This is a genomic window from Nocardia sp. NPDC056611 (assembly GCF_042792755.1).
Taxonomy (GTDB): Bacteria; Actinomycetota; Actinomycetes; order Mycobacteriales; family Mycobacteriaceae; genus Nocardia.
The window spans coordinates 94,288-117,590 of sequence record NZ_JBHTVV010000005.1 but is presented as its reverse complement, the minus strand read 5'-3'; the positions used below and the strand labels follow the sequence as shown (position 1 = coordinate 117,590).

The 23,303-nt window shown below is 68.2% G+C and carries 25 protein-coding genes; 14 read left to right on the top strand and 11 right to left on the bottom strand.

Annotated features, from left to right (window positions below; translation table 11 throughout):
• Nucleotides 1–11: 11 nt before the first annotated feature.
• Together ACFRAQ_RS26005 and ACFRAQ_RS26000 are read right to left on the bottom strand one after the other, a co-directional pair.
• On the bottom strand, nt 12–593 hold the full coding sequence (locus ACFRAQ_RS26005; RefSeq protein ID WP_379104048.1) for a hypothetical protein: 582 nt from the start codon (nt 591–593) through the stop codon (nt 12–14).
• Nucleotides 594–1,062: 469 nt separating this feature from the next.
• Nucleotides 1,063–2,280, bottom strand: coding sequence for a cytochrome P450 (locus ACFRAQ_RS26000; protein ID WP_379104045.1), 1,218 nt, complete (start codon nt 2,278–2,280; stop codon nt 1,063–1,065).
• Nucleotides 2,281–2,380: 100 nt separating this feature from the next.
• Here ACFRAQ_RS26000 and ACFRAQ_RS25995 point away from each other — a divergent pair, with 100 nt between their 5' ends.
• From ACFRAQ_RS25995 to ACFRAQ_RS25985, 3 genes are read left to right on the top strand one after another with little or no spacing between them, the layout of a single operon-like run.
• Nucleotides 2,381–2,806 (top strand): hypothetical protein, encoded by a 426-nt coding sequence (locus ACFRAQ_RS25995; protein ID WP_379104043.1) that lies wholly within the window; start codon nt 2,381–2,383, stop codon nt 2,804–2,806.
• Nucleotides 2,800–3,027, top strand: a complete 228-nt coding sequence (locus tag ACFRAQ_RS25990) for a helix-turn-helix transcriptional regulator (RefSeq protein ID WP_357277401.1) — start codon at nt 2,800–2,802, stop codon at nt 3,025–3,027. The genes ACFRAQ_RS25995 and ACFRAQ_RS25990 overlap by 7 nt, the downstream gene beginning before the upstream one ends.
• Nucleotides 3,024–3,986 (top strand): NAD(P)-dependent alcohol dehydrogenase, encoded by a 963-nt coding sequence (locus ACFRAQ_RS25985; RefSeq protein WP_379104041.1) that lies wholly within the window; start codon nt 3,024–3,026, stop codon nt 3,984–3,986. The genes ACFRAQ_RS25990 and ACFRAQ_RS25985 overlap by 4 nt, the downstream gene beginning before the upstream one ends.
• Nucleotides 3,987–4,111: 125 nt before the next feature.
• Here ACFRAQ_RS25985 and ACFRAQ_RS25980 read toward each other — a convergent pair whose 3' ends face one another.
• Nucleotides 4,112–4,768, bottom strand: a complete 657-nt coding sequence (locus ACFRAQ_RS25980) for a TetR/AcrR family transcriptional regulator (protein WP_379104038.1) — start codon at nt 4,766–4,768, stop codon at nt 4,112–4,114.
• An 89-nt stretch (nt 4,769–4,857) separates the two neighbouring features.
• Between ACFRAQ_RS25980 and ACFRAQ_RS25975 the strand changes: the two genes are divergently transcribed.
• Entirely contained in the window at nt 4,858–6,360 is a 1,503-nt protein-coding gene (locus ACFRAQ_RS25975) for an MFS transporter (RefSeq protein ID WP_379104036.1), read from the top strand.
• Between the two features lie 297 nt (nt 6,361–6,657).
• On the opposite strand, the gene ACFRAQ_RS25970 is transcribed toward ACFRAQ_RS25975, so the two are convergent.
• Nucleotides 6,658–7,161 carry a hypothetical protein gene (locus ACFRAQ_RS25970; RefSeq protein WP_379104034.1) on the bottom strand — a complete coding sequence of 168 codons (504 nt, stop codon included), beginning with the start codon at nt 7,159–7,161 and terminating at the stop codon, nt 6,658–6,660.
• A gap of 140 nt (nt 7,162–7,301) precedes the next feature.
• Nucleotides 7,302–9,494: a malate synthase G gene (locus ACFRAQ_RS25965; protein ID WP_379104032.1), complete on the bottom strand. Its 2,193-nt coding sequence runs from the start codon at nt 9,492–9,494 to the stop codon at nt 7,302–7,304.
• Nucleotides 9,495–9,678: 184 nt separating this feature from the next.
• On the opposite strand from ACFRAQ_RS25965, the gene ACFRAQ_RS25960 reads away from it, so the two are divergent.
• The 3 genes from ACFRAQ_RS25960 to ACFRAQ_RS25950 are packed head-to-tail and all read left to right on the top strand — an operon-like array spanning nt 9,679 to nt 12,355.
• Entirely contained in the window at nt 9,679–10,425 is a 747-nt protein-coding gene (locus ACFRAQ_RS25960) for an SDR family NAD(P)-dependent oxidoreductase (protein ID WP_379104030.1), read from the top strand.
• The gene (locus ACFRAQ_RS25955; RefSeq protein ID WP_379104027.1) at nt 10,422–11,063 is read left to right on the top strand and encodes a TetR/AcrR family transcriptional regulator; all 642 of its coding nucleotides are present in this window, start codon (nt 10,422–10,424) and stop codon (nt 11,061–11,063) included. The genes ACFRAQ_RS25960 and ACFRAQ_RS25955 overlap by 4 nt, the downstream gene beginning before the upstream one ends.
• Nucleotides 11,064–11,065: 2 nt before the next feature.
• The gene (locus ACFRAQ_RS25950) at nt 11,066–12,355 is read left to right on the top strand and encodes an acyl-CoA dehydrogenase family protein (RefSeq protein WP_379104024.1); all 1,290 of its coding nucleotides are present in this window, start codon (nt 11,066–11,068) and stop codon (nt 12,353–12,355) included.
• Between the two features lie 63 nt (nt 12,356–12,418).
• Here ACFRAQ_RS25950 and ACFRAQ_RS25945 read toward each other — a convergent pair whose 3' ends face one another.
• The 4 genes from ACFRAQ_RS25945 to ACFRAQ_RS25930 form a co-directional block, all read right to left on the bottom strand.
• Nucleotides 12,419–13,141, bottom strand: a complete 723-nt coding sequence (locus ACFRAQ_RS25945; protein ID WP_379104021.1) for a PaaI family thioesterase — start codon at nt 13,139–13,141, stop codon at nt 12,419–12,421.
• Between the two features lie 295 nt (nt 13,142–13,436).
• Nucleotides 13,437–14,438 carry an adenylate/guanylate cyclase domain-containing protein gene (locus ACFRAQ_RS25940; RefSeq protein WP_379104018.1) on the bottom strand — a complete coding sequence of 334 codons (1,002 nt, stop codon included), beginning with the start codon at nt 14,436–14,438 and terminating at the stop codon, nt 13,437–13,439.
• Between the two features lie 47 nt (nt 14,439–14,485).
• A complete protein-coding gene (locus ACFRAQ_RS25935; RefSeq protein WP_379104016.1) occupies nt 14,486–15,145 on the bottom strand; it encodes a DUF305 domain-containing protein in 660 nt (219 codons plus the stop codon).
• A complete protein-coding gene (locus tag ACFRAQ_RS25930) occupies nt 15,142–16,719 on the bottom strand; it encodes an LVIVD repeat-containing protein (protein WP_379104014.1) in 1,578 nt (525 codons plus the stop codon). The genes ACFRAQ_RS25935 and ACFRAQ_RS25930 overlap by 4 nt, the downstream gene beginning before the upstream one ends.
• Nucleotides 16,720–16,984: 265 nt before the next feature.
• On the opposite strand from ACFRAQ_RS25930, the gene ACFRAQ_RS25925 reads away from it, so the two are divergent.
• The 5 genes from ACFRAQ_RS25925 (at nt 16,985) to ACFRAQ_RS25905 (ending at nt 20,735) form a co-directional block, all read left to right on the top strand.
• Entirely contained in the window at nt 16,985–17,602 is a 618-nt protein-coding gene (locus ACFRAQ_RS25925) for a DUF4232 domain-containing protein (protein WP_379104012.1), read from the top strand.
• Between the two features lie 97 nt (nt 17,603–17,699).
• On the top strand, nt 17,700–18,836 hold the full coding sequence (locus tag ACFRAQ_RS25920; protein WP_379104010.1) for an NAD(P)/FAD-dependent oxidoreductase: 1,137 nt from the start codon (nt 17,700–17,702) through the stop codon (nt 18,834–18,836).
• 146 nt (nt 18,837–18,982) lie between these two features.
• The gene (locus ACFRAQ_RS25915; protein WP_379104008.1) at nt 18,983–19,399 is read left to right on the top strand and encodes a hypothetical protein; all 417 of its coding nucleotides are present in this window, start codon (nt 18,983–18,985) and stop codon (nt 19,397–19,399) included.
• Nucleotides 19,323–20,117: an alpha/beta fold hydrolase gene (locus ACFRAQ_RS25910; protein WP_379104006.1), complete on the top strand. Its 795-nt coding sequence runs from the start codon at nt 19,323–19,325 to the stop codon at nt 20,115–20,117. The genes ACFRAQ_RS25915 and ACFRAQ_RS25910 overlap by 77 nt, the downstream gene beginning before the upstream one ends.
• A 33-nt stretch (nt 20,118–20,150) precedes the next feature.
• Nucleotides 20,151–20,735 carry a DUF1353 domain-containing protein gene (locus tag ACFRAQ_RS25905; RefSeq protein ID WP_379104003.1) on the top strand — a complete coding sequence of 195 codons (585 nt, stop codon included), beginning with the start codon at nt 20,151–20,153 and terminating at the stop codon, nt 20,733–20,735.
• Here ACFRAQ_RS25905 and ACFRAQ_RS25900 read toward each other — a convergent pair.
• Nucleotides 20,635–21,177: a DUF6817 domain-containing protein gene (locus ACFRAQ_RS25900; protein ID WP_379104001.1), complete on the bottom strand. Its 543-nt coding sequence runs from the start codon at nt 21,175–21,177 to the stop codon at nt 20,635–20,637. The genes ACFRAQ_RS25905 and ACFRAQ_RS25900 overlap by 101 nt on opposite strands.
• A 143-nt stretch (nt 21,178–21,320) precedes the next feature.
• On the opposite strand from ACFRAQ_RS25900, the gene ACFRAQ_RS25895 reads away from it, so the two are divergent.
• Nucleotides 21,321–21,821 (top strand): hypothetical protein, encoded by a 501-nt coding sequence (locus tag ACFRAQ_RS25895; RefSeq protein ID WP_379103999.1) that lies wholly within the window; start codon nt 21,321–21,323, stop codon nt 21,819–21,821.
• A gap of 44 nt (nt 21,822–21,865) precedes the next feature.
• Here ACFRAQ_RS25895 and ACFRAQ_RS25890 read toward each other — a convergent pair whose 3' ends face one another.
• A complete protein-coding gene (locus ACFRAQ_RS25890) occupies nt 21,866–22,183 on the bottom strand; it encodes a hypothetical protein (protein WP_379103997.1) in 318 nt (105 codons plus the stop codon).
• Between the two features lie 264 nt (nt 22,184–22,447).
• Here ACFRAQ_RS25890 and ACFRAQ_RS25885 point away from each other — a divergent pair, with 264 nt between their 5' ends.
• Nucleotides 22,448–23,203 (top strand): hypothetical protein, encoded by a 756-nt coding sequence (locus tag ACFRAQ_RS25885; RefSeq protein WP_379103994.1) that lies wholly within the window; start codon nt 22,448–22,450, stop codon nt 23,201–23,203.
• Nucleotides 23,204–23,303: the final 100 nt, after the last annotated feature.

The following is a 23,303-nucleotide window of genomic DNA, read 5'->3' as shown; positions in this document are numbered from 1 at the left end:
GTCGTGCGATATCAGGCGGCGGGTGCGGGACCGGCCACCGAGCCGTGGGTCCCGGTGTGCTCGACGGGCAGCTCGTCGTCGAGTGGAATCCAGTCTTCCCGCCGCTGCGCGATCCGCCCGCCGGAGACGGCGATGGCCGTGGCCGCGAGATCGACGGCGAGTGCGGCGTCGTCCTCGGCCATGGCGAGGATCGACAGGCTCAGCAATTGCGCGGTCCGGCTCGGTCCCGGCGTGGGGGCGAGCTGGTCGATGGTCGCGGCGGCCGGGCAGCCCGTGGACAGCATGATCGCGGCGGCCAGGAACTCGACCGGGGTGGACGCTGCCAGATGTGCGCCCCGAGCCGCCGCGCTGATCAGGGTGTGCGGCGTCGGGAGGCCTTGGGGCAGTGGCAGACTGGGGACCGCGCCCCAGCGGTGCAGCGGCGGGAACATCTCGAAGTCGGAGCGGCCCAGCCAGCGGCGATGGCACAGCTGGGCGAGCCGCTGGGCGGTGTCGCGCAATCGGGTCTGCTCGGCCTGGAAGCTGAGCGTGATCTGCCTGCAGGGCAGCAGCGCGATCGGGCGGTTGACGGAAGGAACAACGACTACGGTCATGAGGCAGCTCGTTCTCTTCGCGGCGGGATCAACCCTGCACGTCGGCCGGCATCGGGGTAGTGCGGGTGCGGCGCCAAGCCGCGCCGAGGACTAAAGACAGCAAACCAATAGCAATTAATGTGGCTGTCGACGGGGACCGTTTGACTGCATCGAACCACTCAGCTAAGCGCTGGCTTTCTCTCACCGGCGTTGCTGTCCCGACCATTCTTGCGACACCTCCACATCGTCCGAAAATGCGGTCCCACCAGTACGGCCTGAGTGACGTTAACGCATCGAACGGTTTAGGAAGGTGAACTTTTATCGAAAGGTGACCACTCGGTTTGTTCTGTCTAGGACGTTTGACGGCGTTTTCTCAGCTTGCCTTGGTATTCGCCACTCATTAACTCTGGTCGACCGACCAGTTTTGTGACGCACGTCGCTATCGCAATGGGCGAGTCGTGGCACATCCCGACGCCGGGCCTGCTGTGCGCTAGAGCTGGACGGGAAGCTCCTTCAGGCCGTGCATGAGGGTGCTCGGATGCCATTCCAGCTCCTGCGCCGGGCGCGCCAGACGCAGATCCGGGAATCGAGAGAGCAAGGCCGAGAAGGCGACTCGCGCTTCCAGGCGGGCCAGGGGGGCTCCGACGCAGAAGTGGATGCCGTGGCCGAAGGCCAGATGGCCACCGGTGTCACGTGCCGGGTCCAGGGCGTCGGGCTCCTGGTAGCGCTCCGGGTCGCGGTTGGCGGCGGGGAGTGCGACGAAGACGAATTCTCCTGCGGGAATGTCGGTTCCGGCGATGGTGACCGGTTCGGCGGTGTGGCGGACGGTGCTCATGTTCACCGGCCCGTCGAAGCGCAGGAACTCCTCGATGGCGGCGGGAATCGCCTCCGGATCGGTCTGCAAGGCGCGCAACTGTTCCGGATTGCGCAGCAGCGCCAGGGTCCCGTTGGCGATCAGGTTCACGGTGGTGTCGTGCCCCGCGATCAACAGCAGCGTGGCCATCCCGACCAGTTCGGTCTCGGTCAGGGTGTCGCCGTCATCGGCCGGCAGCACCAGTGCCGACAGCAGATCCGATTCGGGCTGTTCCCGTTTCGCCCGCACCAGCCCGGTCAGGTAGTCCGCCATGGCCGCCGCGGCACCGGCCCGATTCTCCTCCAGCCCCGCCACCGCGACGAGCGCCCGAGTCCACTCCTGGAAATCGTCGCGATCCCCGAGCGGCACCCCGAGCAGCTCGCAGATCACCGTGATCGGCAGCGGTTCCGCGAACTCGTGCAGCAGATCCACCTCATCCCGGCCCGCCAGCGCGTCCAGCAGCCCGTCGGTGATCTCCTCGATCCGAGGCGCCAACTCGGCGACCCGCCGCGGCGTGAACGCCCGGGTCACCAGCTTCCGCAGGCGCGTATGCCCCGGCGGATCGGTGCTCAGCATATGGGTCAGCACCGCCAGCTGCTTCGGATCCGACGGCGGCGCACCGCGTTTGCGGCTGAGCAACTCATCGTTGACCGCCGCCGCCTTGCGCAACCGCGGATCGTTCAACGCGGCCCGCCCCGCCGCGTAGTCCAGCACGACCCACCGCACGATCCCGTCCGGGAATCGCACCTGTCGCACCGGGCCGTCCTCGCGCCAGCGACGGTAGTGGGCGTGCGGGTCGGCGAAGAATTCCGGACCGAGCGATTCGATACGGTCCAGGGCTTCGAGATCGGCCATGGTTCCGACACTAGCGGATGGAATCGGTTGGGACGACGGCTGTTTCGCGGCTATGTAAAGAATTATGTACATGTTGTCGTGTTTTCTTTACACTGATCGCATGCCTTACGAGGAGAAGCGAACCTGGATTCTGGGTGTCGTGGCCGTCGTCTCGTACGCGGTCTACCTGATCGTCGTGCTGGTGCGGGCGCGGCACACGGCGCTGGTCGAGGTCGCCTATGTCGCGCCGATGCTGTGGGCGATCGGGGGTTCCATCGCGGCCTCGATCGTGGCTGCCGTCGCCGTCGCCATCGGGTCCCGCGATCGCGACCGGCGCGATCAGCGCGACCGTGAAATCGACCTGCGCGGAACGCATGTCGGCCAAGCATTCATCGTTCTCGGCGCCGTCGCGGCGCTGGTGCTGGCCCTGGCCGACGGTGACACCTTCTGGATCGCCAATGTCATCTACCTCGGATTCACGCTGTCGGCGGTCGTCGGCGCGGCCGCCAAGCTGGAGGCCTATCGGCGGGGGATGGCGCCATGGTGAAACCCACGAAGGTCACCAACAACATTCGCGCCCTGCGGTTCTCGCACGGCGAGATGACCCAGGCCGAGCTGGCCGACCGGCTCGGCGTGACCCGGCAGACCGTCAACGCCATCGAACAGGGCAAATACTCGCCGTCGCTGGAGATGGCGTTCCAGATCGCCCGGGTGTTCTGCGCACCGCTGGACGAGATCTTCGAATATCCGGAAGAGGATGAGTCGTGAAAGCTATCACCCAGGACGTCTACGGCACCGTTGATGTGTTGTCCTACAGTGACATTCCCACCCCGCAGGCGGGTCCGGACGGGGTTCTCGTCCGGGTCCGGGCCGCGGGTGTGGACCCCAGCGTCTGGCACATGATGACCGGCGAACCGCTGGTCGCCCGGCTCGCACTGGGCCCTCGCAAACCCCGCGAGCGGGTGCGCGGCTGGGATGTCGCGGGCATCGTCGAAGCGGTCGGCCCGCAGGTCACCGCATTCGAGCCCGGAGACGAGGTCTTCGGGACGGTCCCCGGTTCGTTCGCCGAATTCGCCGCCGCCCCCGCGACCAAGCTGCAACGCAAGCCCGCGAACCTGAGCTTCGAACAGGCTGCGGCGCTGCCGATCTCGGGTACGACCGCGCTCACCGGCTTGCGTGACGCGGGCCGCATCGAAGCCGGTCAGCGCGTCCTGATCATCGGCGCCTCCGGCGGTGTCGGTCATCTGGCGGTCCAGCTGGCCAAGCACTACGGCGCAGAGGTGACCGGTGTGTGCTCGGGCGCGTCCGCGGCCTTCGTCACCGGGCTCGGCGCGGATCACGTCATCGACTACCGGACCGAAAAGCTCAGCGGCCGTTACGACCTCATCCTCGATATGGCCGGAAACCGCCCGCTGGCGTTGTTGCGCTCCCTGCTGACCGAGACCGGCACCCTGGTCCTCGGCGGTGGTGAGGGCGGCGGCCGCTTCTTCGGCGGCCTGGGCCGTTCGGTGCGCGCCGAGTTGCTCTCGCCCTTCGCGCGACAGCGTCTGCGCGCCCTGCTGGCTCTGCCCAAGCCCGAAGCCCTGGTCACGCTCGCCGAACTCGCGACCGCGGGTGCGGTCGTCCCGCACATCGACCGCACCTACGCCCTGTCCGAAGCGCCCGCCGCCATCACCCACCTGGCCGCCGGCCACTCGCGCGGCAAATCGGTCATCGTGGTCAGCTGACTCGGAAAATGTCCGATCGGCTCCGGCCATGGCACTGCCCGGCGCACAGGTGAATCAGCAAGGTCGGCGGGCAGGCGCGGGGCCGTGGTCCCGATAGATGCCATACGGGGCAGCTATCGGCACGGTCAGTCCAGTCGGCCGTAGATCAGGCGCAGGATCGCTTCGGTGAGGTCGTCGAGGCCGCGAGTCACTTCGTTCGGGGGCGCCGCGGACAACTGTGACAGCCGGCCGTCGCGCATCAGGGTGACGAGAGTCGCCAGCGTTGCCGAGTCGATGCCCTCGGGAGCGAGGCCGGCCGCGCGATCGCGCTCGATCTTGGCGGCCAGCGCGCTGGTGAATCGGTTCTGGATGGTGGCGATGAATTCGGTCAGCGGGGGGTAGTTGTTGTCGTAACCCTCCAGTGAGCAGACCAGGATCGTGCTGTTGTCGTGCCAGATCGCGGCCGTCCCCGCGAGCTGGGTGCGCAGGAGTTCGCGCTGCGGGCCGGTGGACGGCAGCCAGACGTGGGTTTTGGCGTAGCCGTCGCTCACGTCCTCCATCAGGCGGGCAAGTACCGCGTGTTTGGACGGGAAATAGAAGTAGAAGCTGGTGCGCGAAATGCCTGTCGCGGTGGTGATGTCGTCGACGGTCAAGTTGGCCATCGGTTTCTTGGTCAGCAGCCGGCGGGTCGCGTCGAGGATCTCGGCCTCGCGCTGATCACCCTTCGACACGGCGCCGCGGCGGCGCAGATCCTGGGTCGTGACTCGGGTCTGGTTCACCTTGCGTCCGCCCTGCTGCGCCATGTGTTCACCCTATTCGAGTTCCATTCCTGCAATGGACGTGGCGTCTATCATAATCGACACTGTGTCGATTCCGTCGTAGGGTTCCACGAATGACCTCCCTGCTCGAGCATCGGCGTTCCCCGTCGCCGACCGCGATCGTGCTGACCATGGCCAGCACCGTGTTTCTTCTGGCCATGGCCCAGACCCTGCCCGTGCCCGCGCTGCCGCAGATCGGGATGCAGCTCGGTGTCTCGGCGACCACCGTCGGATGGGTCACGACCGCGACCATGCTGGCCGCCTCGGCGCTGACACCACTGCTCGGGCGATTGGGTGATGTCTACGGACACAAGCCGGTCATCCTGGCGACGCTGGCGGTGACGCTGGCCGGCAGCGTGATCGCGGCCTCGGCGCACAGCATCGATCTGCTCATCGTCGGAAGGGCCTTGCAGGGAGCCAGTTTCGGACTGTTCCCGCTGGCGATCAGCGTGCTGCGCCATGAACTTCCCGCCGAGCGCCTGACCGGGGCGCTGGCCGTCACCGCGTCGACGCTGGGCGTGGGCAGTGGTGTCGCGCTGGTGGCCACGGGTCTGCTGACGCAGGGCGGCGCGGATTACCGTCGCATCTTCTGGCTGTGCGTCGTGCTGACGGTGGTGGTGCTGACGCTGGCGTTCTTCACCCTGCCGCGGCGCGCGGGTCAGGGCGGTCGCGTCGACTACGTGGGGGCCGCCGTCCTCGGTGTCGGTCTGGTCTGCTTGCTGCTGCCGATTTCCCAAGGCCACGAATGGGGTTGGGGCAGCGCCCGGGTGATCGGGCTGTTCATCGCCGCGGTGGTCGTGCTGGCCGGGTTCCTGGTGCTGCAGTCCAAGCTGCGGTCGCCGCTGGTGGCGACCTCGCTGCTGGCGCATCGCCCGGTCGCGGTGACCAATCTGGCCAGCTTCTGCGTCGGTTTCGCGATGTTCAGCGTGTTCCTCGGGGCGACCTACTTCGTGGCGACGCCGCGGGCGCTGGCGGGCTTCGGCTTCGACGCCTCGGTGCTGCGTACCAGTGTGGCCTTCATGCTGCCGGGTGCGGTGGTCTCGGTGGTGATGGGCCCGATCGCCGGTCGCCTGGTCGGGCGGATCGGCGCCCGTTATGTCCTGCTGCTCGCCAGCGTCATCGGCCTGTGCGCGCTCACCGCCCTGGCCCTGCTGCACTCGACCAGCTCGGAAGTCGTTGTCGCACTGATCATCGCGAACGCCGCCATCGCGATCGCCTACGCCGCCATGCCCGCTCTCCTGGTCGCCAATGTGGCGCCGCACGAGACCGGCATCGCCAACTCGATCAACTCGATCATGCGCACCGTCGGCGGCGCGATCGGCAGCGCACTGGTCGTCACCATCCTCACCAGCGACACCCTCGGCCACGCCCTGCCCAATGGTGCGGTGATCGCTCTCCCGGCCGAAGGCGCCTACCGCATCGCCTTCCTGACGGGCGCGGCCTTCTTCGCGGTGGCGGCGCTGCTGGCCGGCTTCGGCCTCGGTCACACCGGCCGTCGCCTGACCCCGCACGAGGTCGAGGAGGACGCCGCCTTGGCCTCCGCCGGCGAATTCGCCACCGCCTCCGCCGCCCTCTGATCCGACAACGCCCGAACCCCTCCGCCGTCCGTACGGTGGAGGGGTTCGCGCTGTCGTCCGCGCGGTCTTACAGCGGGATCGGGCCCGCCGAGCCCGAGGTGAACCACGACACGGTCGCGTTGACGTGGGTCAGGATGACATTGACGATCTCGAGAACGGCAGAACCCATCGATAAATCCTCATGCTCGGGGTGATTGACGCTGCGCAGCGTATCCGACCTGCTCCGAAATGGGGAATCCCCTGTCGACGGGGATCGACCGGGGATTCCGTTGCAGCTCAAACGAAGTCGATGCGCGATCACATGCCGGCGGAGCCGCTGAAGATCGGCAGCACGGCAGCCGCCGAACCCGACGCGGAGCCGGAGTTCACGGCGCTGCCGATGATGCCGCACGCGCTCGACACGGCGGATCCCGGCGAGAACGAGATGTCGGGATAGGTCGACGGATTCTTCGGGCAGATGCTCACATTGACCGAACGCGAGGAGGCGCCCTGGGTGACCGTCAGGGTGTACGCGCCCACGGCCGGTGGGGTCCAGGTGATCTGCGCGAACCCATTGAGCCCGTCCGCGCTGGTGTACGGGGTGTCCTGACCGATGACGGTGCCGTTGACCGTCAAGGTCACCGGGCTGAGCCGGTCGGCCCCCTTGGTCGTGATCGATACGTGGCAGGGCTCCGCGGGTGTCCCGCAATCGACGCCGAAATTGTCGATGGCGGCATGGGCGGTCGGGGTCAACAGCAATGGCAGCGCGAGCGCCGGCGCGCCGAGCAGCCCGGCGCGAGCGATCCGCGAGGAGTTGATCATCGCCGGATCATATTTGGAATCAACACGTTTCACACATGACCGGCTGCCCCGGATTTCAGGGGCAGGTCCGGGAAAAGGAGAATCCCCGGTCGACCGTGGTCGACCGGGGATTCCCTGTCATGCGCCGAAGCGGCTGATTCCTACACGCTCTTGTTGAACGCCTTGGCCTCGCGGCGGCGGCGGTGCAGGATCGGCTCGGTGTAGCCGTTGGGCTGGGTGGTGCCCTCGAGGACCAGTTCCTTCGCCGCCTGGAAGGCGATGGAGGCGTTGAAGTCCGGAGCCATGGCGAAGTACGACGAGTCGCTGGCGTTCTGGCGGTCGACGACCGGGGCCATGCGCTCGAGCGAGGCGATGACGTCCTTCTCGGTGACGATGCCGTGGCGCAGCCAGTTGGCCATCAGCTGGCTGGAGATGCGCAGGGTGGCGCGGTCCTCCATGAGGCCGATGTCCTTGATGTCGGGCACCTTCGAGCAGCCGACGCCCTGGTCGATCCAGCGCACCACGTAGCCGAGGATGCCCTGCGAGTTGTTGTCCAGCTCCTGCTGGATCTCCTCGGCGGACCAGTCGGTGTTCGGGGCGAGCGGGATCTCGAGGATCTCGTCGACGGTGGCGCGCGGGCCGCCCTTGGCGATCTCGGCCTGCCGCTTGAACACGTCCACCAGGTGGTAGTGGGTGGCGTGCAGGGTGGCGGCGGTGGGCGAGGGCACCCAGGCGGTGTTGGCGCCGGACTTCGGGTGGCCGATCTTCTGGACGAGCATCTCGGCCATCAGATCCGGCATGGCCCACATGCCCTTACCGATCTGCGCCTTGCCGGGCAGGCCGGTGGCCAGACCGGTGTCGACGTTCCAGTCCTCGTAGGACTTGATCCACTGCTGGCCCTTCATCTCGGCCTTGCGGACCATCGGCCCGGCCTCCATGGAGGTGTGGATCTCGTCGCCGGTGCGGTCCAGGAAGCCGGTGTTGATGAACACCACGCGGTCCTTGGCGGCGAAGATGGACGCCTTCAGGTTCACCGTGGTGCGGCGCTCCTCGTCCATGATGCCGACCTTGAGGGTGTTGACCGGCAGGCCGACGACCTCTTCGACGCGGCCGAACAGCTCGTTGGTGAAGGCCACCTCGTCCGGGCCGTGCATCTTCGGCTTCACGATGTAGATCGAGCCGGTGCGGGTGTTGCGCAGCGCGGTCTCGTCGCCGGCGGCGTTGAGGGCGTGCTTGGCGATCAGGACGGTGATCAGGCCGTCCATGATGCCCTCGGGGATCTCGTTGCCCTGGGCGTCGATGATCGCGTCGGAGGTCATGAGGTGACCGACGTTGCGGACGAACAGCAGCGAACGGCCGTGCAGCACGAGCTCGCCGCCGTCGATCGCGGTGTAGACGCGATCCGGGTTCATGGTGCGGGTGAAGGTCTTGCCGACCTTGGTGACCGTCTCGGCCAGGTCGCCCTTCATCAGGCCCAGCCAGTTGTGGTAGCAGAGGACCTTGTCCTCGGCGTCCACGGCCGCGACCGAGTCCTCGAAGTCCATGATCGTGGTGACCGCGGACTCCAGCACCAGGTCCTTGACACCGGCGGTGTCGGTGGAGCCGATGGGGGAGGACGGGTCGATCTGGATCTCGATGTGCAGCCCGTTGTGCTTCAGCAGCACCGACGTCGGGTTGGCCGGGTCGCCCAGGTAGCCGACGAGGGCATCGTTGTCGGCCAGGCCGATCTCGGTGCCGTCCTCGAGGCCGACCACGAGCTCGCCGTCCTCGATCGAGTACTTGGTGGAGCCGACGTGCGAGCCGGTGATCAGCGGCACCGCGTCGTCGAGGAAGTTGCGGGCCCACTCGATGACCTTGTCACCGCGGACCTTGTTGTAGCCCGAGCCCTTCTCCGCGCCGTTGGCCTCGGAGATGGCGTCGGTGCCGTACAGGGCGTCGTAGAGCGAGCCCCAGCGCGCGTTCGCGGCGTTGATGGCGAAGCGGGCGTTCATCACCGGCACGACCAGCTGCGGTCCGGCCTGGGTGGCGATTTCGGCGTCCACGTTCTCGGTGCCGATCTGGAAGTCGGCCGGTTCGGGACGGAGATAGCCGATCTCGGTGAGGAACTGCTTGTAGGCAGCCTTGTCGTAGCCTGCGCCCGGGTTCGCGCGGTGCCACTCGTCGATCTTGGCTTGGATGTCGTCGCGTTCCGCCAGCAGTGCGCGGTTGCGGGGGGCGAGGTCATTGATGACGGCCTCGGCACCCGACCAGAACGCGGCGGAATCAACACCGGTGCCGGGGAGGGCCTCGTTCTCCACGAAATCGTGGAGCACCTTGGCAACCTGCAGCCCGCCGACCTGAATCCGCTCTGTCATCTATTGCCTCATTTCGAGAAGCCGGGTGGAAAAAGTACGCCCGTCATATTACTCGCGGTTACTCGGCGGTATTCCCCGGCCCTCGCGGTTCGAGCCTCGGCCGATGGGGGTTGATTGTATCGATCGGTACATTTAATGTACTGGTTGGAACATTTTTCGGGGGCGCGACGCGAAGGTGCGATTCATGGGAAAAGCCTTGTCGGGCAAGGTCTCTGTGGTAACAGGCGGCAGCCGGGGGCTCGGGCGGGAGATGGTGCGCGCGTTCGCGGCCGCCGGATCCGACGTCGTGATCGCCAGCCGCAAGCTCGACGCGTGCGAGGAACTGGCACGGGAAGTGCGCGACGCCACAGGGCGGCGCGCCCTGGCCGTGGCCTGCAATGTGGGCGATTGGGGGCAGTGCGAGACGCTCGCCGAGGCAGCCTATGCGGAGTTCGGGCGTGTCGACGTGTTGGTGAACAACGCCGGGATGTCGCTGCTCTATCCCAGCTTGGACCAGGTTTCCGAGGCCATGTTCGACAAGGTGATCGCCACCAATCTGAAGGGGCCGTTCCGGCTTTCGGCGCTCATCGGCGCGCGCATGGCGGCGGCGGGCGGGGGATCGATCGTCAATATATCTTCGGTCGAAGCCGCGCACCCCGAACCGCTCGCGGTGCCGTACGCGGCCGCGAAGGCCGGGCTCGAGACGCTGACCGGGGGCTTCGCCCACACCTACGGACCGGCGGTGCGGGTCAACACGATTCGCTGCGGGCCCTTCGGCACCGATATCGCCCAGGCGTGGCCCGCGGAGATGCGCACCGAACTGGCGCGGCACACCGCGCTCGGCCGCCTCGGCGTTCCCGCCGACATCGTCGGGGCGGCGCTGTTCTTCGCCTCCGACGCCTCCGCCTACTGCACCGGCGCGACCCTGGCCCTGGACGGTGGATTCCGGTGACCGCCGCTGTCCCGGCCCGCCGCCGCGGCCGCCCGCCCGCCTCCGCGGCCGGGCCGGGGGAGACCCGGGAGCGGATCGTGGCCGCCGCGCTGGAGTTGTTCGCGGAGAAGGGCTTCCACGGCACCGGCGTCGCCGAGATCGGGGATCGTGCCGGAGTGCAGCGCGGGGCGCTGTACTACCACATCGGGTCCAAGGAGGAACTGCTGTGGCAGATCCTCGGCGACTACACCCGGCTCATGCTGGGCGAGGCCGAGCAGATCGCGCACGGCCCCGATCATCCGGTCACCAAGCTGCGCAGGCTGATCCACTCGCACGTGGTCATGATCATCGAGAACCGCGCCGCCGTCGCCATCCAGCTGCGCGACGTGTCCGCGCTCAGCGGTGACCGGGCGCGTGAACTCCAGGAACTGCGCGACCGCATCCAGAACCTGTGGCAGCAGGTCATCGACGCGGGCACCGCGGCGGGCGTGCTGCGCACCGCCGACCACGTGGTCACCAATGGCGTGCTGGGCATGCTCAATTCGGTGACCTTCTGGTACCGGCCCGGCGGGCAGCACACGCCCGACGAGATCGCCGGCATCCTCTGCACCACCGTCCTGGACGGACTCATCCAACCGCGCAAGACCACGAAAGGCTGACCATGGCTTGGGATTTCGGCACCGATCCGGAGTATCAGAAGAAACTGGACTGGGTCGCGGAGTTCGTCCGGACCGAGGTGGAACCCCTCGACCTGATCTACCCGAACCCGTACGACCGCACCAACCCGGAGATCCGGGCGCTCATGCGGCCGCTGCAGGAGAAGGTGAAGGAGCAGGAGCTGTGGGCCTGCCACCTGGGGCCGGAACTCGGCGGCCCCGGCTACGGGCAGTTGAAGCTGGCGCTGCTCAACGAGGTGCTCGGGACCTCGCAGTGGGCGCCGCTGGTGTTCGGCTGTCAGGCGCCGGATTCCGGGAACGCCGAGATCCTCGCGCACTTCGGCACGCCCGAGCAGAAGGCGACGTACCTGCGGCCGTTGCTCGACGGCGAGATCGGGTCCTGCTACGTCATGACCGAGCCGACCGGCGGATCGGATCCGACGGCGTTCCAGACCCGCGCGGTGCGCGCGGGCGACGAGTGGGTCATCAACGGCGAGAAGTGGTTCAACTCCGCCGCCGAATTCGCCACCTTCCACATCGTCATGGCGGTGACCGACCCGGACGCGCCGCCGCATCAGCGGCTGTCGATGTTCATCGTGCCCGCCGACACCCCCGGCCTGGAGATCGTGAAGAACTTCACGGTGCCCGGTTTCAGTGAACACGAAGGGCACCTGCGGTTCACCGATGTCCGCATCCCGGCGGACTCGCTGCTGGGTGCGGAGGGGCTCGGATTCATCGTGGCCCAGACACGTCTGGGCGGTGGCCGCGTCCACCACGCCATGCGCACGGTCGCGTTGGTGCGCAAGGCCTTCGACATGATGTGCGAGCGCGCCGTGTCCCGCCCCATGGGCAAGGGCAATCTCGGCGGCAAGCAGATGACGCAGGAGAAGATCGCCGAATCCTGGATCGAGATGGAGCAGTTCCGGCTGCTGGTGCTGCGCACCGCGTGGCGCATCGACCAGGAGCAGGACTACCGCAAGGTGCGCCACGACATCGCCGCCATCAAGGTCGCCATGCCGAAGGTCATGCACGACATCGCCCAGCGGGCCATGCACCTGCACGGCGCGATCGGCGTCAGCACCGACCTGCCGTTCACCGACATGATGACCTACGCGCAGATCATGGCCATCGCGGACGGTCCGACCGAGGTCCACAAGATCACCTTGGCAAAGGAGGTCCTGAAGGCCTACGCCCCCGCGGATCCGGTGTACCCCAGCGGATATCGGCCGATCCTGCGGGAGAAGGCTCGTCAGCTCGTCGCGGAACGGCTCGAACACACCGTCGGCAACCTCTGATCTCGCGATGGGGCGGGCGAATTGCCCGCTCCGTCGCCGCCGGCCGCGTCGAGCGGGGGGCGATCAGTTCGGGCGCGGTTCGATCCAGAGGGCCTCGGAGACGGCGCACAGGTCGCCGTCCGCGGTCGAGAGTGTCACTCCGACAGTGTGTTTGCGGCCCTCGCGCCCCACCACCCAGGCATGGGAGATGTAGTCGTTCCCGGCATACATCGGCCGGAGCTGGGTCGCGCTGAGGGCGGCGGTGAACGCGCCGCTGCCCATGTGGGAGAAGGCGAATGCGGCACGGCCCCCGGGGCAGTCGAGCGCCGACCAGACCACCTCGGGCGGGAGTTCGCCGGACTCGTCGGCCAGCCCGGCATCGGGGGTCCAGGCGGCGGCCATCTGCTGAAGTCCGGGCAGTTCCGACGGGAACAGGCGCAGCCCGAGGCCGGGCGCGCAGGCCAGCCCGCAGCCGTAGCAGTCGGTGACCGTTCGATTGCCCGACAAGCTGAGCTCGACAGCCGATTTCGCCGCCGCCCACGACGGCGCGGGACGCGGGTCGAGGGTGAGTGCGGTGGGCGCGGCCTCCACCAACAGGGTGTCGTCGGTGGCGGTGAAGGCGGCGTGGCCGTGCTCGGGACGCGACAGCAGGATCGGGGTGCCGACGGTGACCGCACGCCGGAAGTCGACGCGCACGGCGTCCGCGCCCGACTGGGCGGCCAGCAGGCCCGCGAGATACCCACCGAACGCGATCTCCGGATAGCCGTGGATGTGTGCGGGGATGGTGAGCGCTTGCGCGTGGGTCATCGTCGAAGCCCCACCTTTCCCGGCCGCCATGGCCGATCGGTCAGCACTGACGATACCCAGGCCGGGATCGCGCGCTGTCGTGAGATTTCGCACCCCGATGATGGCGGAGAAGCGGGATCGTCGCCGAGCAGCGGCCCGCCGATATGGCAGCGAGACACCGGGTCGGGGCAGCGGACAATCGTGGGTGGGCGGCGGCCGATCAGGGCGCGGCCGGTCGATCTCGGGCTGACGGGGCGGCGGCGGGGACGACAGCCCGGGCGGCGGCCAGGGGCGGAGGGGCGGGCGGCGTCCGGGACTATCGGCGCTTGCGCTCGCGGACCACATGGGAACGCAGGCGGGAGATGCCCTTCACGCGGACGCTGCGCAGGTGGCGCAGGGTCAGGTCGGGGTCGGTGTCGAGTTGGGCGGCCGCACCGTCGTCGGCGAGGACCGTGCCGGGGCGGGCCACGCCGGTGAGGCGGGCGGCGACATTGACGACGGTGCCGTAGAGGTCGCCGAAGCGGGTCAGGACCGGGCCGTAGGCCAGGCCGACGCGGAGCTGTGGCATCTCCGGAATCGTCTGGGCCGCACGGGCGATCGCGCGGTGCATGTCCAGGGCGATGCGCGCGCCGGCGCGGGGGTGCTCGGCGGCGAACATGACCTCGTCGCCGACGTTCTTGATGACCCAGCCGCCGTGGGCGGTGATCACCTCGGTGGTGGTCGTCTCGAAGGCGTCGAGCAGTTCGGTGAGTTCATCGGGGTCCAGGTGCCGCGACAGCCGGGTGTAGCCGACCATGTCCGCGAACCCGACCAGCAATGGCCTTGTGGCGGTGCCGGATTCGTGGGTGCGGCTCAGGGCCGCGGCCAGGTGCCGCTTCCAGGCGTAGTCGTGTAGTTCGGCCAGCACCGTGATGGCGTGCGCGGTGGCGTCTCGGCTTTCCCCGGGCGTCGTGCCGTCGTCGGCCGCCGGGCGGCCGCCGACCTCGCGGGTGATCAGATCGGCCTGCCATTCGGCCAGGCGCGCCATCGCCTGGCCCATGGTGCGAGCGGCCGCGACCTGGCTCTGCTCATTGGTCAGCGCGGCCGCGCTCAGGGCCGCGAAAGCGCGGACCGCGGCGACGTCGTTGTCGGTGAACGCCACCTCGTCGTCACTGGCGGCGGCCGGGAAACCCAGGGCCACCCACAATTTCCGGGCCTGCTCGACGGGCACCCCGGACAATGCGGCGACCTGCGTGCGGGTGTACCGGCGCGGCCCGCCCAGCAGCGACCGCTCGACCACCGCGTCGACGATCTCGGTCGACCCACCGGATTCGATCATGCGGTCAGTACAGCACACGACACGGCCGCGAGGGGCGGTCGGGAATCTCACGACAGCGGTTGGGCATTGCGCTGCGCGAGCATGATCGTCATCAGGCCCGCTTCCTGCGACTGCGACGCGATCATGCCGCGCGCGGACTCCTTCACCGGACCCGACGCGACCAGCTGATCGGCCGCCTTCGCCATGGCCACGCCGCCGCGGTGATGCCGCAGCATGAGCTGCAGGAACAGCACCTCGGCATCCTTGCCGCGGGCGGTCGCGAGGGCGTCGAGTTCGGCCTGGGTGGCCATGCCGGGCATGGAGGTGCCGGTGGCCATGGCCGAATGGTCGTGCGCCGCAGCCGAATCCGCGGTCATCCACGCCATCGGATGCGCGGACTGCGGTGCCGCGTTGGCCAGGCGCAGCCAGCCGAGCAGGGTGCCGATCTCCATGCGCTGGGCATCGGCGATCTGCTGGGCCAGCCGGCGCACCGTCGGGTCGACGCCGGAATCCAGGCGCTGCACCATGATCAGGGCTTGTTGATGGTGCGCGGACATGTCCTGACTGAAACCGATTTCGACGGGGCTGAGAACCGGTGCGGCGGAGTGGCTCTCGGGAATCAGCAGGGGCCGCAGCAGCAACCCGGCGGCGAGCAGGGCGAATACGAGGACGGCGATCGCCAGCGGTCGCCGTACTCGATCACGCGGGTGGGCCGGGCTTTCCGTCACGAGCCCACCACGGAGTGCTGGTCGGCGGGCGGGGTGTAGACGTCATCGGCGAGCTGCAGCACCATGAACCCGTTGTCATTGCAGGTGGCCCACAGCTGGTTGCCGTGCCACTCCGGCGGCGAGAAGCACCAGTCGGTGGACAGGTCGCCGAAGGCCAGCATGCCGGTGCGCGACGAGAGCGCCTGGTTCGGATCGAACTTGCCCTCCAGCATCGCCCGCGCGGCGGACGGGAACTCCATGATCGGGGGGCCGATCAGCGAGGCCAGCGCGTGCGGCGAGTTCCACAACTCCAGGTTGCGGCCCTTGCGGGCGGGCGGGTTGAAGTAGCCGATCTCCTTGACGTGGAACGGATCCCGCACATCGAACACCCGGATGCCGGACTCCTCCCAGGCGCAGGCCAGGGCGGTCGGGTCGTTGGGGCGGTCGGCGGCGCAGTAGTGGGCGTCGTAGGAGAACACCGAACCGCCCATGGCCGAGGCCATCGCCGAATCCTGGTTCTCGGGCAGGTTGATCTCCAGCTTCAGCTTGGCCGCCACCGAGGGATTGGTGTCGTCGGAGATGTCGATGAGCTTCACCCCGCCCGCGCCGCCCTCGTCGACGGTGAACAGGTAGGGCTTGCCGTCGTAGGTGACCGGGATGCTGTGCTGGGTCGCCCAGCCGTCGGTCCAGAACACCCGGCCCAGGTGTGGGACCTGCGGATTCGGGTCGCGGCGCTGCACGGCGCTGATGTCGAGGACGGTGAAGCCGCCCAGGGCGGACAGGTACATGCGGTTGCCGTCCGGGCTGATGCCGAACCCGTGCGCCTCGATGCCGGTGAGGCCCTGCCAGATCACGTGCGGGTTGGTCGGGTCGGTCAGGTCGACGGCGCTGACGAAACCGGGGGCGATGCCTGAGGCCCAGTAGGTGCGCCCGTCGGGGGAGAAGCCGCCCTCGTGGGTCGTGATCGGCAGCGGCATCAGCAGATTCGTGCCCGGGCCCGGGTTCAGCAGCCGCGGGTGCGCGCAGTCGGAGATGTCGTACACCGACAGGAATCCCGCGCCGATGCCGACCGGGACGCCGGTGCCCACCAGCAGTTTCCGTTCGGCGTTGACCTTGAGCGACTCCCAGGTGCCCGCGAGCATGGCGGGCTCGGTGAGGCTGCCGGTCTCCACCGGATTCGCCGGATCCGACACGTCGAGCACCTGCACGCCCTGGGCGGGCCCGAGGATATTGCCCGGTAACAGCGACCCCGTGTAGGAGCAGTGGTCGTAGGTGGTCGAGGTGATGCCCGCGCCCTTGCCGACGTACCCGCCGACGAACGACATGTTGCATCGATACCCCAGCGTGCTGCGCCCGCTGTTGCGGTCGTCGGCCGGAACATCGCCCTGCATACCGGTTTCCGGCAGCGAGTCCGGTCCGCAGTCGGCGCGCGGCACCGACGTGCGCCCGACATCGAGGAACTGCTGCACCTGATTGGCGATATCGGACTGCAGATCCGCCGACGCCCCGTGCATGGGCAGCACGGCCGCCCCCATCAGCGTCACCGCCAGCACCACGGCGGGCTTGGACCGCCGGATACTCGTGAACCGCCCCATCGCGGTACCCCCGTCTTCTCGCGTGCTCGACCAACAGTGACCGGAGGCACAGGCCACTGTGCGATGTGGTCACGGTTACATCGCGAACGCTAACTCATAAACTGACCGCTCGGTAGATCCAGAGCGAAAATTGTCTGTGACAGTCGCTGCCAGTGGGCGCTCGGGTCCGTCGCTCGGGTCCGAAACCTGTTGCCGCAGCGGTTAACAGAGCCGGTCGCCCAGTCGATCTCGGTAGGCTGCGATGATTCGACGACGGAGGTGGGCGATGCGCTCGACTGGATTCACGATGCTCCTGGCCTGCACGGTGATCGCGGGCGTCACCGGCTGTACCGATGGGTCCACCCCGACCACGACGCCGAGCTCCGCGGCCCCGGCCGTCTCACCCGGTGCCGGTAGCCCGAGTGCCGGAAACCCCGGCGCCGCCCCGACGGGTAATCCCGCGCCCGCCACCCTCCCCACCGACACCCTGATCGCCGCCTGCGCCCCCGGCCAGGTCGATGTCACCGCCACCGGCCTGGGCGCGGCCATGAGCCACCACGGCATCACCCTCACCTTCTCCATCGCCAACCCCGCGCAGGCCTGCACCCTGAAGGGCTATCCCGGCCTCGACCTCACCACCTCCTCCGGCGAGGTCGTCCACGCCGAACGCACCACCTCCGGCTACATGAGCCCGCAACCCGTCGGCGACCCCGAACCCACCGTCGTCGTCAAGTCCGGTCACCCCGCCAGAGCCATCGCCGAATCGGTGGCCTGCGGCGTCTACGGCACATCCGATCCCAAGGTCGTCAAAACCCAAGTGACCCCGCCCAACTCGACCGACACCCGGGTGGTCGACGAGGCCCTCGACACCTGCAGCCTGAAGATTCACCCGGTCACGGCATAGCCCGCGGGGCTGCGCCATTGTCGGCGGCGACCTGCCGGCTGTCCTATCCCGCAAATTCCTAGCACGCGGGGGACGCGATCGGGCGCATACTCGAACGATGCACACCGTTCTGATCCTCGGTGCGGGATTCGGTGGGCTCGAACTCGCCGCGGGTCTGTCCGGGTCCGTGCCGGACGAGGTCCGGGTGACATTGCTGGATTGTGCCGAAGGCTTCGTCTTCGGCTTCGCCAAGCTGGACGTGCTGTTCCGGGGTCGCACCGTCGACGAGGTCCGGATTCCCTACGACACCATCGACCTTCCGGCCGTGGAGTTCCGGCGCGAAACGGTCACCGCGATCGACCCCGCCCACCGCACGGTCACCACCGACCGAGGCGAGTACGCGCCGGACACGCTCGTCGTCGCGCTCGGTGCGGAGTACGACTGCGCCGCCACCCCGGGATTCGTCGACGACGGTCACGAGTACTACTCGCTCGCGGGCGTCCACCGGCTGCGGCGGCGCCTCGACGCCTTCGCCGGCGGCACCATCCTGATGTCGATCCTGAGCGTCCCGTTCAAGTGCCCGCCGGCGCCGTACGAAGGCGCGCTGCTGCTCCACGAGGAGCTCGTGCGACGCGATCTGCGCGATACGACCCGCCTGCGACTGATCACCCCGATGGACTCACCGATTCCGGTGTCGCCGAGCTCCAACACCGCGATCCTCGGCGCACTCGCCGACCGCGGCATCGAGTACACGCCCGGAACACGGGTGCGTGCTCTGGCCCCGGCGACCCACACCGCGTCGACGCGCGCCGGGGACCTGCCCTACGACCTGTTCATCGGCATCCCCCGGCACCGGGTTCCGGAGGTCGTGCAGGTTTCCGGGCTGACCGCGGGGGGAGTGGACGGCTGGATCCACGTCGACGCGGCCACCCTGGCCACCCCCTACCCGGGGGTGTACGCGTTGGGCGACTGCGCCGATGCTCCCGTACCCCGGGCGGGCGTATTCGCCGAGACGGCGGCGCGAACCGTCGCCGCCGACATCATCGCCCACCTGCACGACCGTCCCCGCGACGGCAGGTATCTGGGACAGGGCACGTGCCACATCGAGTTCGGCGGGGGCCTCGTCGGGAAGGTGGAAGCGGACTTCCTCTCCGGCCCGGCGCCCGTCGCCCCATTCCTCGGGCCATCCACCGAATTCGCCGAGGAGAAAGCCGAATTCGCGGCTGCGCGGCGGCGGCGCTGGTTCGGTTCCTGAGGCCGCGGGACCGGCGCGGCGACGACCACTTCGCGCACAACTATCGATGGGCCACCGCCGCAGCCGATTCCGGGCGACTGGCGTGCTTCATCGTCTACTTCTACTGGCGTCCGAATTGGCACGAGACGGTGCGGACCTGCATCGACATGGTGACCAAGGCGGGGGGACCGCATCCGCGGATGATCGTGATGCTCGACGTCGAACAGGGCGGCAATCCGTCCGGCGACCAATCCGACGGGATCAATCGCGCCTATTGGGCGGCCGCCGACTGGCTCGGTGATCCACGGAGGGTCATCGGGTACGCCAATGCCTCCGACTTCGCGTCCCTGTGGCCCACCCGTCCCGAGGGACTGCGCGTGGTGGCGGCGGGCTACGGCAACGATCCGCAACTGCCGGGGCAGGTCGCGCATCAATACACCGACGGGCAGGGGTGGGGCGGTGGACTGCCGGAGGGCTGCGACCCGTTCGGCCCCTGCGATATGAACAGTGCCGACGGTTTGTCGCCCGACGAGTTGGCCGCCGCCTGCGGAATCGTCACCACGCGTTCCGGAGTGCGGTCATGATCGACGTTCTCATGGTGCCCGGCACCTTCTGCCGCACGGCGGCGACAACATCAGCGAGCAGTTCCTGCACGACCTGGACCCCGCCGAATTCACCACCCGCATCGTCGACTATCCCGCCGAGTACGGCAGTCCCGGCACCTACGCCGACAGTCGCGCGGCGGGGCGCGAGGCGCTGCTCGGCGCGATCGGAGCGAGCCCGAATCCCGTTGTGCTCGGCGGATATTCGCAGGGTGCGCAGATCGCGGGCGATGTCGCGGCCGAGATCTCGGCCGGACAGCATCCGGAACTGGATGTGCGCGGTGTGGCGTTGATCGCCGACCCTTCTCGTCCACGCGGCCGGTGCGTCGGTATCGACCCGGGCGGGTGGGGGATCTCCGGCGAACGCGACACCGGGCTGCCGACCTGGTGGGTCGCCGCCGCCGGCGACCCGATCACGTCGCTTCCGGCGGGAAACCCGTTGCGCAGCTTAGCCGATATGACCGAGTTCTATTCGCTGAGCTCCCCCGAAGCCGCCACGCGCTGGGCACAGCACATGATCGACACCGCCACGAACCGCAGCATGCAGCCGTGGTGGAACCTCGATCGATGGCAGGACTGGGGCGGCGCGCTGGCCTGGATGAAGGGCTACCTCACCGACGGCCGGCACACCACCGCCTACCTCGCCGAAGGCCACTGCAAAGCGCTCGCCGGCGCCCTGAACCAGGAACTGCCCCGATGACCGACCGCACCGCATCGCGCCGAGGAGGATTCGATGCCGTTCCTCGGTGAACAAGCCGTGGTCGTCGAGGAGGTTGACGCGATCAGGTGGCGGTTGCAAGCACCGCTGACCTACCGCGCCGCCGCCGACACCTTCAGTGTGCCGGTCGGTTTCATCACCGACTTCGCTTCTGTCCCACGGCCCCTGATCTGGCTGATCCCCCGCTACGGCGCCTACACGCGCGCCGCGATCCTGCACGACTACCTGTGCGAGGTCGCACCCGTCGGCCGCTCCGACGCCGACGGCATCTTCCGCCGCATGCTCCGTGAATGCGGCGTCTCCACCCCTCAGCGGTGGATGATGTGGGCCGCCGTCCGTTTCGGCGGCCGCATGGCGGGCGCCGGACCCAGGGAATGGCTGCGCTTCCTCCTGATCGCGGCCCCCGCCGTGGCATTCCTGGCAGTCCCGTTCCTCATCGACTGCCTCTTCCTGCTGCTCTTCCGGCTCTGCACGGCATCCGCGACGGAAACGCCTCGGATCACCGTGGCCCGAAGTGGTTTCGCCACGCTTGCAGGGCCGCCGGCGACAGGTGATCCGCGGCGCGCGCGAACAGCTGATACAGAGAAGCTCCGTGCCTAGCCGCGAGTTCGGTGTTGTGCACCATGACATCGAACTCGTTGGCGGCGGTGATCTCCAGGAACGCGTGTAGCGCGGCGTCGTCCACGTCGTGTTCCCGGCCGGTGAACCGGTCGGTGAACACGGTCGGCGTCGCGCCCAACCGCGGATACACCGCGGACCGGTCACAACTGCCGTAGAGATAGACCAGTTCCTCTGCCCGCGAACCGATCACGGCCGCCAGCTTCGCCCGCTCGGACACCTCGAGCAGCGACCGATCGAATCCATCGGTGCCGTACATCGCGTGACAGAGCCCCGCGTACTGGACATCGGTGTCCGCGCCCCACTGCGCCAGCAGGTCGGCGACCCGCGCGAGATGCGTCATCAGCGTGCCCCCGGGATGCGGAATCCGGTCCGCGCCCAGATCACGCAGGAAACGCTCGACCCGTTCCCGTGTATCCGCCACCGCTCCAACCTACCCGCGGTCGGTCGCGATGATCGGCGGCAATTATGAGGGTTCGGACTGAAAGTGCCCCCTCGACTTGTTCCGGGAGCCTCTCACGGTCATCTTGTGTGACAGAAGTATTCGGAATGTGTGAAGGATGTGTAGTGAAGCTCCGTCAGAGTGGACGTTTCGCCGTGGTGGCGTTGGCTGTCGTGACCGTGCTCGGTCTGTCGGCATGCGGCAGCGGTGAGAAGCACCCGGGCCACACGCCCGCCAAGTCCTCGACGTCGAAAACGGCCGCCGGACAGGCATACCCGCCCGCCCCGTCCGCCACGGAGCTGAACACCGCCATGCAGAAGGTCCTCGACCCCGCCGTCCCCGACGCCGAGAAGCTCGACCTCATGCAGGGCATGCAGGCCGACCCGAGCCTCCCGACCCGAATCATCGAGGCCTACAAGCAGAACAACGCCTCCATCACCGTCACCAACGTCGTCGACCTCGGCAACGGCACCCTCACCGCCGACGCCCAGGCCGCCATCGGCGGCGGCGCCCCCCAACAAGCCGTCGTCCCCTTCGTCGCCGAAGACGGCAAATGGAAAGTCCAGAAGGACTGGATCTGCAACCTCCTGTCCCTCGCCAACCAAACCTCCCCGGCCTGCGGCTGATTTCGCCACTGACGGGGCTACGGGTTTGATGTGGAACCCCGTGTTCATCGATCCCGGGGTTCCGCGTGAGTGAACTTGGCCAGCATCGCGATGAAGGTGATGTAGTCGTTCGGAGGGACGCAGACCTGGCGATGGGGCCAGTGGTGGAGTCGGTCCGGGTAGCCGTCGTTGGGGGTGACGATGGTGCGGTTGGGCCGGGCGTCGGCGGTGTTGTCGTGGTCGGCGATCCAGGCCCGCATGCTGGGCGAATCGAGGCTGGGTATGGACTTCACAGCGGCGGCCCAGTCCAATCCGGTGTCTGCGCTCGCGGTGGGGAACGTGGTGACGACCACGGCGTCGGTGGTATGCCAATAGCGGCCCATGCCCGATTGCCTCTCTCGGTGGCCACTGGAGAAGACCGCCCGAGGGTGCATGGACAGGGGTTCGGCAGCGGTGAAAACTGTCCATCCATCCTAGCTCCGGGGCATCGGGTATAGCGTTGACGCAGTGGGATTGCCCGCGTTCCGCAATCGGGCGGTGCCGATACCCACCGATCCGTCCCCCGCTGACGGCCTCGCCTCTGGTGGGGAGCACCCCGAGACGTCGCGTGGTGCCCACTGATTCCGGCATTCGGAACAGGTTGTGCCATGGTGCTGTCCTCCCTCGCCGGTAGTCTCGCGCGGGTGTCGATGCACGAGATCGAGGATCTGGTCGAATGGTCGGTTCGGGTGCTGGATGCGCGGCATCCGGGGGCGGATCGGCGGGTTCGGGATTGGTTCGGGGAGTTGTACTCGTTTCAGGGCGGGTATGACTGTTCGTTCACGCAGTTCAGGGTGATGGAGATCTTGCTGGCCCGGGATTACTGCTTTCGATTCGGGATCGATGCGCATCCGGATTATCCGGGGCGGCGTGAGTTCTTCGACGGGTTGGAGGAATTCACGGCGCTCGCGGACATCGCGGTGGATGACGACGAGGACGGGTCGCGGCTGGACGCGTGGCTCGAGGAGGGATACGTGGATCCGCCGCACCTGTATTGCGATGCGGGGACGGCATTGTGGCGGCGTGCGGTGGAGGTCGGGCTGATCGCGGGGACCGGCGCCGAACCGCTTCGGCGCGTGGCGTTGGCCGATGTGGTTCGTGAGGTCGTGCTCGCGGCCGAAGCCGAAGGGGAGATCGGGGTGATCGCCACATGGCACGCGTTGGGACCGACCACCCTGCTGCCGGACTTCCATACCGAAGAGCCTTGGGAGATGCCCGCGCTCAGGGAGATTCGGGCGATCGCGTTGCGGACGGGCGCGACGACCTTCGAGTTGCCCTCCGGGCTGCGCACGCCGCCGGAGTATTGCGAAGAAGACGAGCTCGAAGCATGGTGGATGGGTGCGGCGGAGGATGGCCCGCGATGACTGCTGAGTGACAACGAGTTTCACCCGGTAGCCGCTATCGCGCCGGAGCGGCCGTCGCCGTTGACGGCCGCCCCGCTCGGGCAGTGCTACGCCGTGCGCG

Excerpts from the sequence above, each read along its gene's own strand:
- ACFRAQ_RS25890 (WP_379103997.1), bottom strand. The coding sequence starts at position 22,183 with ATGGGCCGCTATTGGCATACCACCGACGCCGTGGTCGTCACCACGTTC.
- ACFRAQ_RS25960 (WP_379104030.1), top strand. The coding sequence starts at position 9,679 with ATGGGAAAAGCCTTGTCGGGCAAGGTCTCTGTGGTAACAGGCGGCAGC.
- ACFRAQ_RS25950 (WP_379104024.1), top strand. The coding sequence starts at position 11,066 with ATGGCTTGGGATTTCGGCACCGATCCGGAGTATCAGAAGAAACTGGAC.
- ACFRAQ_RS25940 (WP_379104018.1), bottom strand. The coding sequence starts at position 14,438 with ATGATCGAATCCGGTGGGTCGACCGAGATCGTCGACGCGGTGGTCGAG.
- ACFRAQ_RS25925 (WP_379104012.1), top strand. The coding sequence starts at position 16,985 with ATGCGCTCGACTGGATTCACGATGCTCCTGGCCTGCACGGTGATCGCG.
- ACFRAQ_RS25995 (WP_379104043.1), top strand. The coding sequence starts at position 2,381 with ATGCCTTACGAGGAGAAGCGAACCTGGATTCTGGGTGTCGTGGCCGTC.
- ACFRAQ_RS25945 (WP_379104021.1), bottom strand. The coding sequence starts at position 13,141 with ATGACCCACGCGCAAGCGCTCACCATCCCCGCACACATCCACGGCTAT.
- ACFRAQ_RS25905 (WP_379104003.1), top strand. The coding sequence starts at position 20,151 with ATGCCGTTCCTCGGTGAACAAGCCGTGGTCGTCGAGGAGGTTGACGCG.
- ACFRAQ_RS26005 (WP_379104048.1), bottom strand. The coding sequence starts at position 593 with ATGACCGTAGTCGTTGTTCCTTCCGTCAACCGCCCGATCGCGCTGCTG.
- ACFRAQ_RS25975 (WP_379104036.1), top strand. The coding sequence starts at position 4,858 with ATGACCTCCCTGCTCGAGCATCGGCGTTCCCCGTCGCCGACCGCGATC.
- ACFRAQ_RS25885 (WP_379103994.1), top strand. The coding sequence starts at position 22,448 with ATGGTGCTGTCCTCCCTCGCCGGTAGTCTCGCGCGGGTGTCGATGCAC.
- ACFRAQ_RS25980 (WP_379104038.1), bottom strand. The coding sequence starts at position 4,768 with ATGGCGCAGCAGGGCGGACGCAAGGTGAACCAGACCCGAGTCACGACC.
- ACFRAQ_RS25915 (WP_379104008.1), top strand. The coding sequence starts at position 18,983 with ATGGTGACCAAGGCGGGGGGACCGCATCCGCGGATGATCGTGATGCTC.
- ACFRAQ_RS25930 (WP_379104014.1), bottom strand. The coding sequence starts at position 16,719 with ATGGGGCGGTTCACGAGTATCCGGCGGTCCAAGCCCGCCGTGGTGCTG.
- ACFRAQ_RS25965 (WP_379104032.1), bottom strand. The coding sequence starts at position 9,494 with ATGACAGAGCGGATTCAGGTCGGCGGGCTGCAGGTTGCCAAGGTGCTC.
- ACFRAQ_RS25990 (WP_357277401.1), top strand. The coding sequence starts at position 2,800 with ATGGTGAAACCCACGAAGGTCACCAACAACATTCGCGCCCTGCGGTTC.
- ACFRAQ_RS25920 (WP_379104010.1), top strand. The coding sequence starts at position 17,700 with ATGCACACCGTTCTGATCCTCGGTGCGGGATTCGGTGGGCTCGAACTC.
- ACFRAQ_RS25970 (WP_379104034.1), bottom strand. The coding sequence starts at position 7,161 with ATGATCAACTCCTCGCGGATCGCTCGCGCCGGGCTGCTCGGCGCGCCG.
- ACFRAQ_RS26000 (WP_379104045.1), bottom strand. The coding sequence starts at position 2,280 with ATGGCCGATCTCGAAGCCCTGGACCGTATCGAATCGCTCGGTCCGGAA.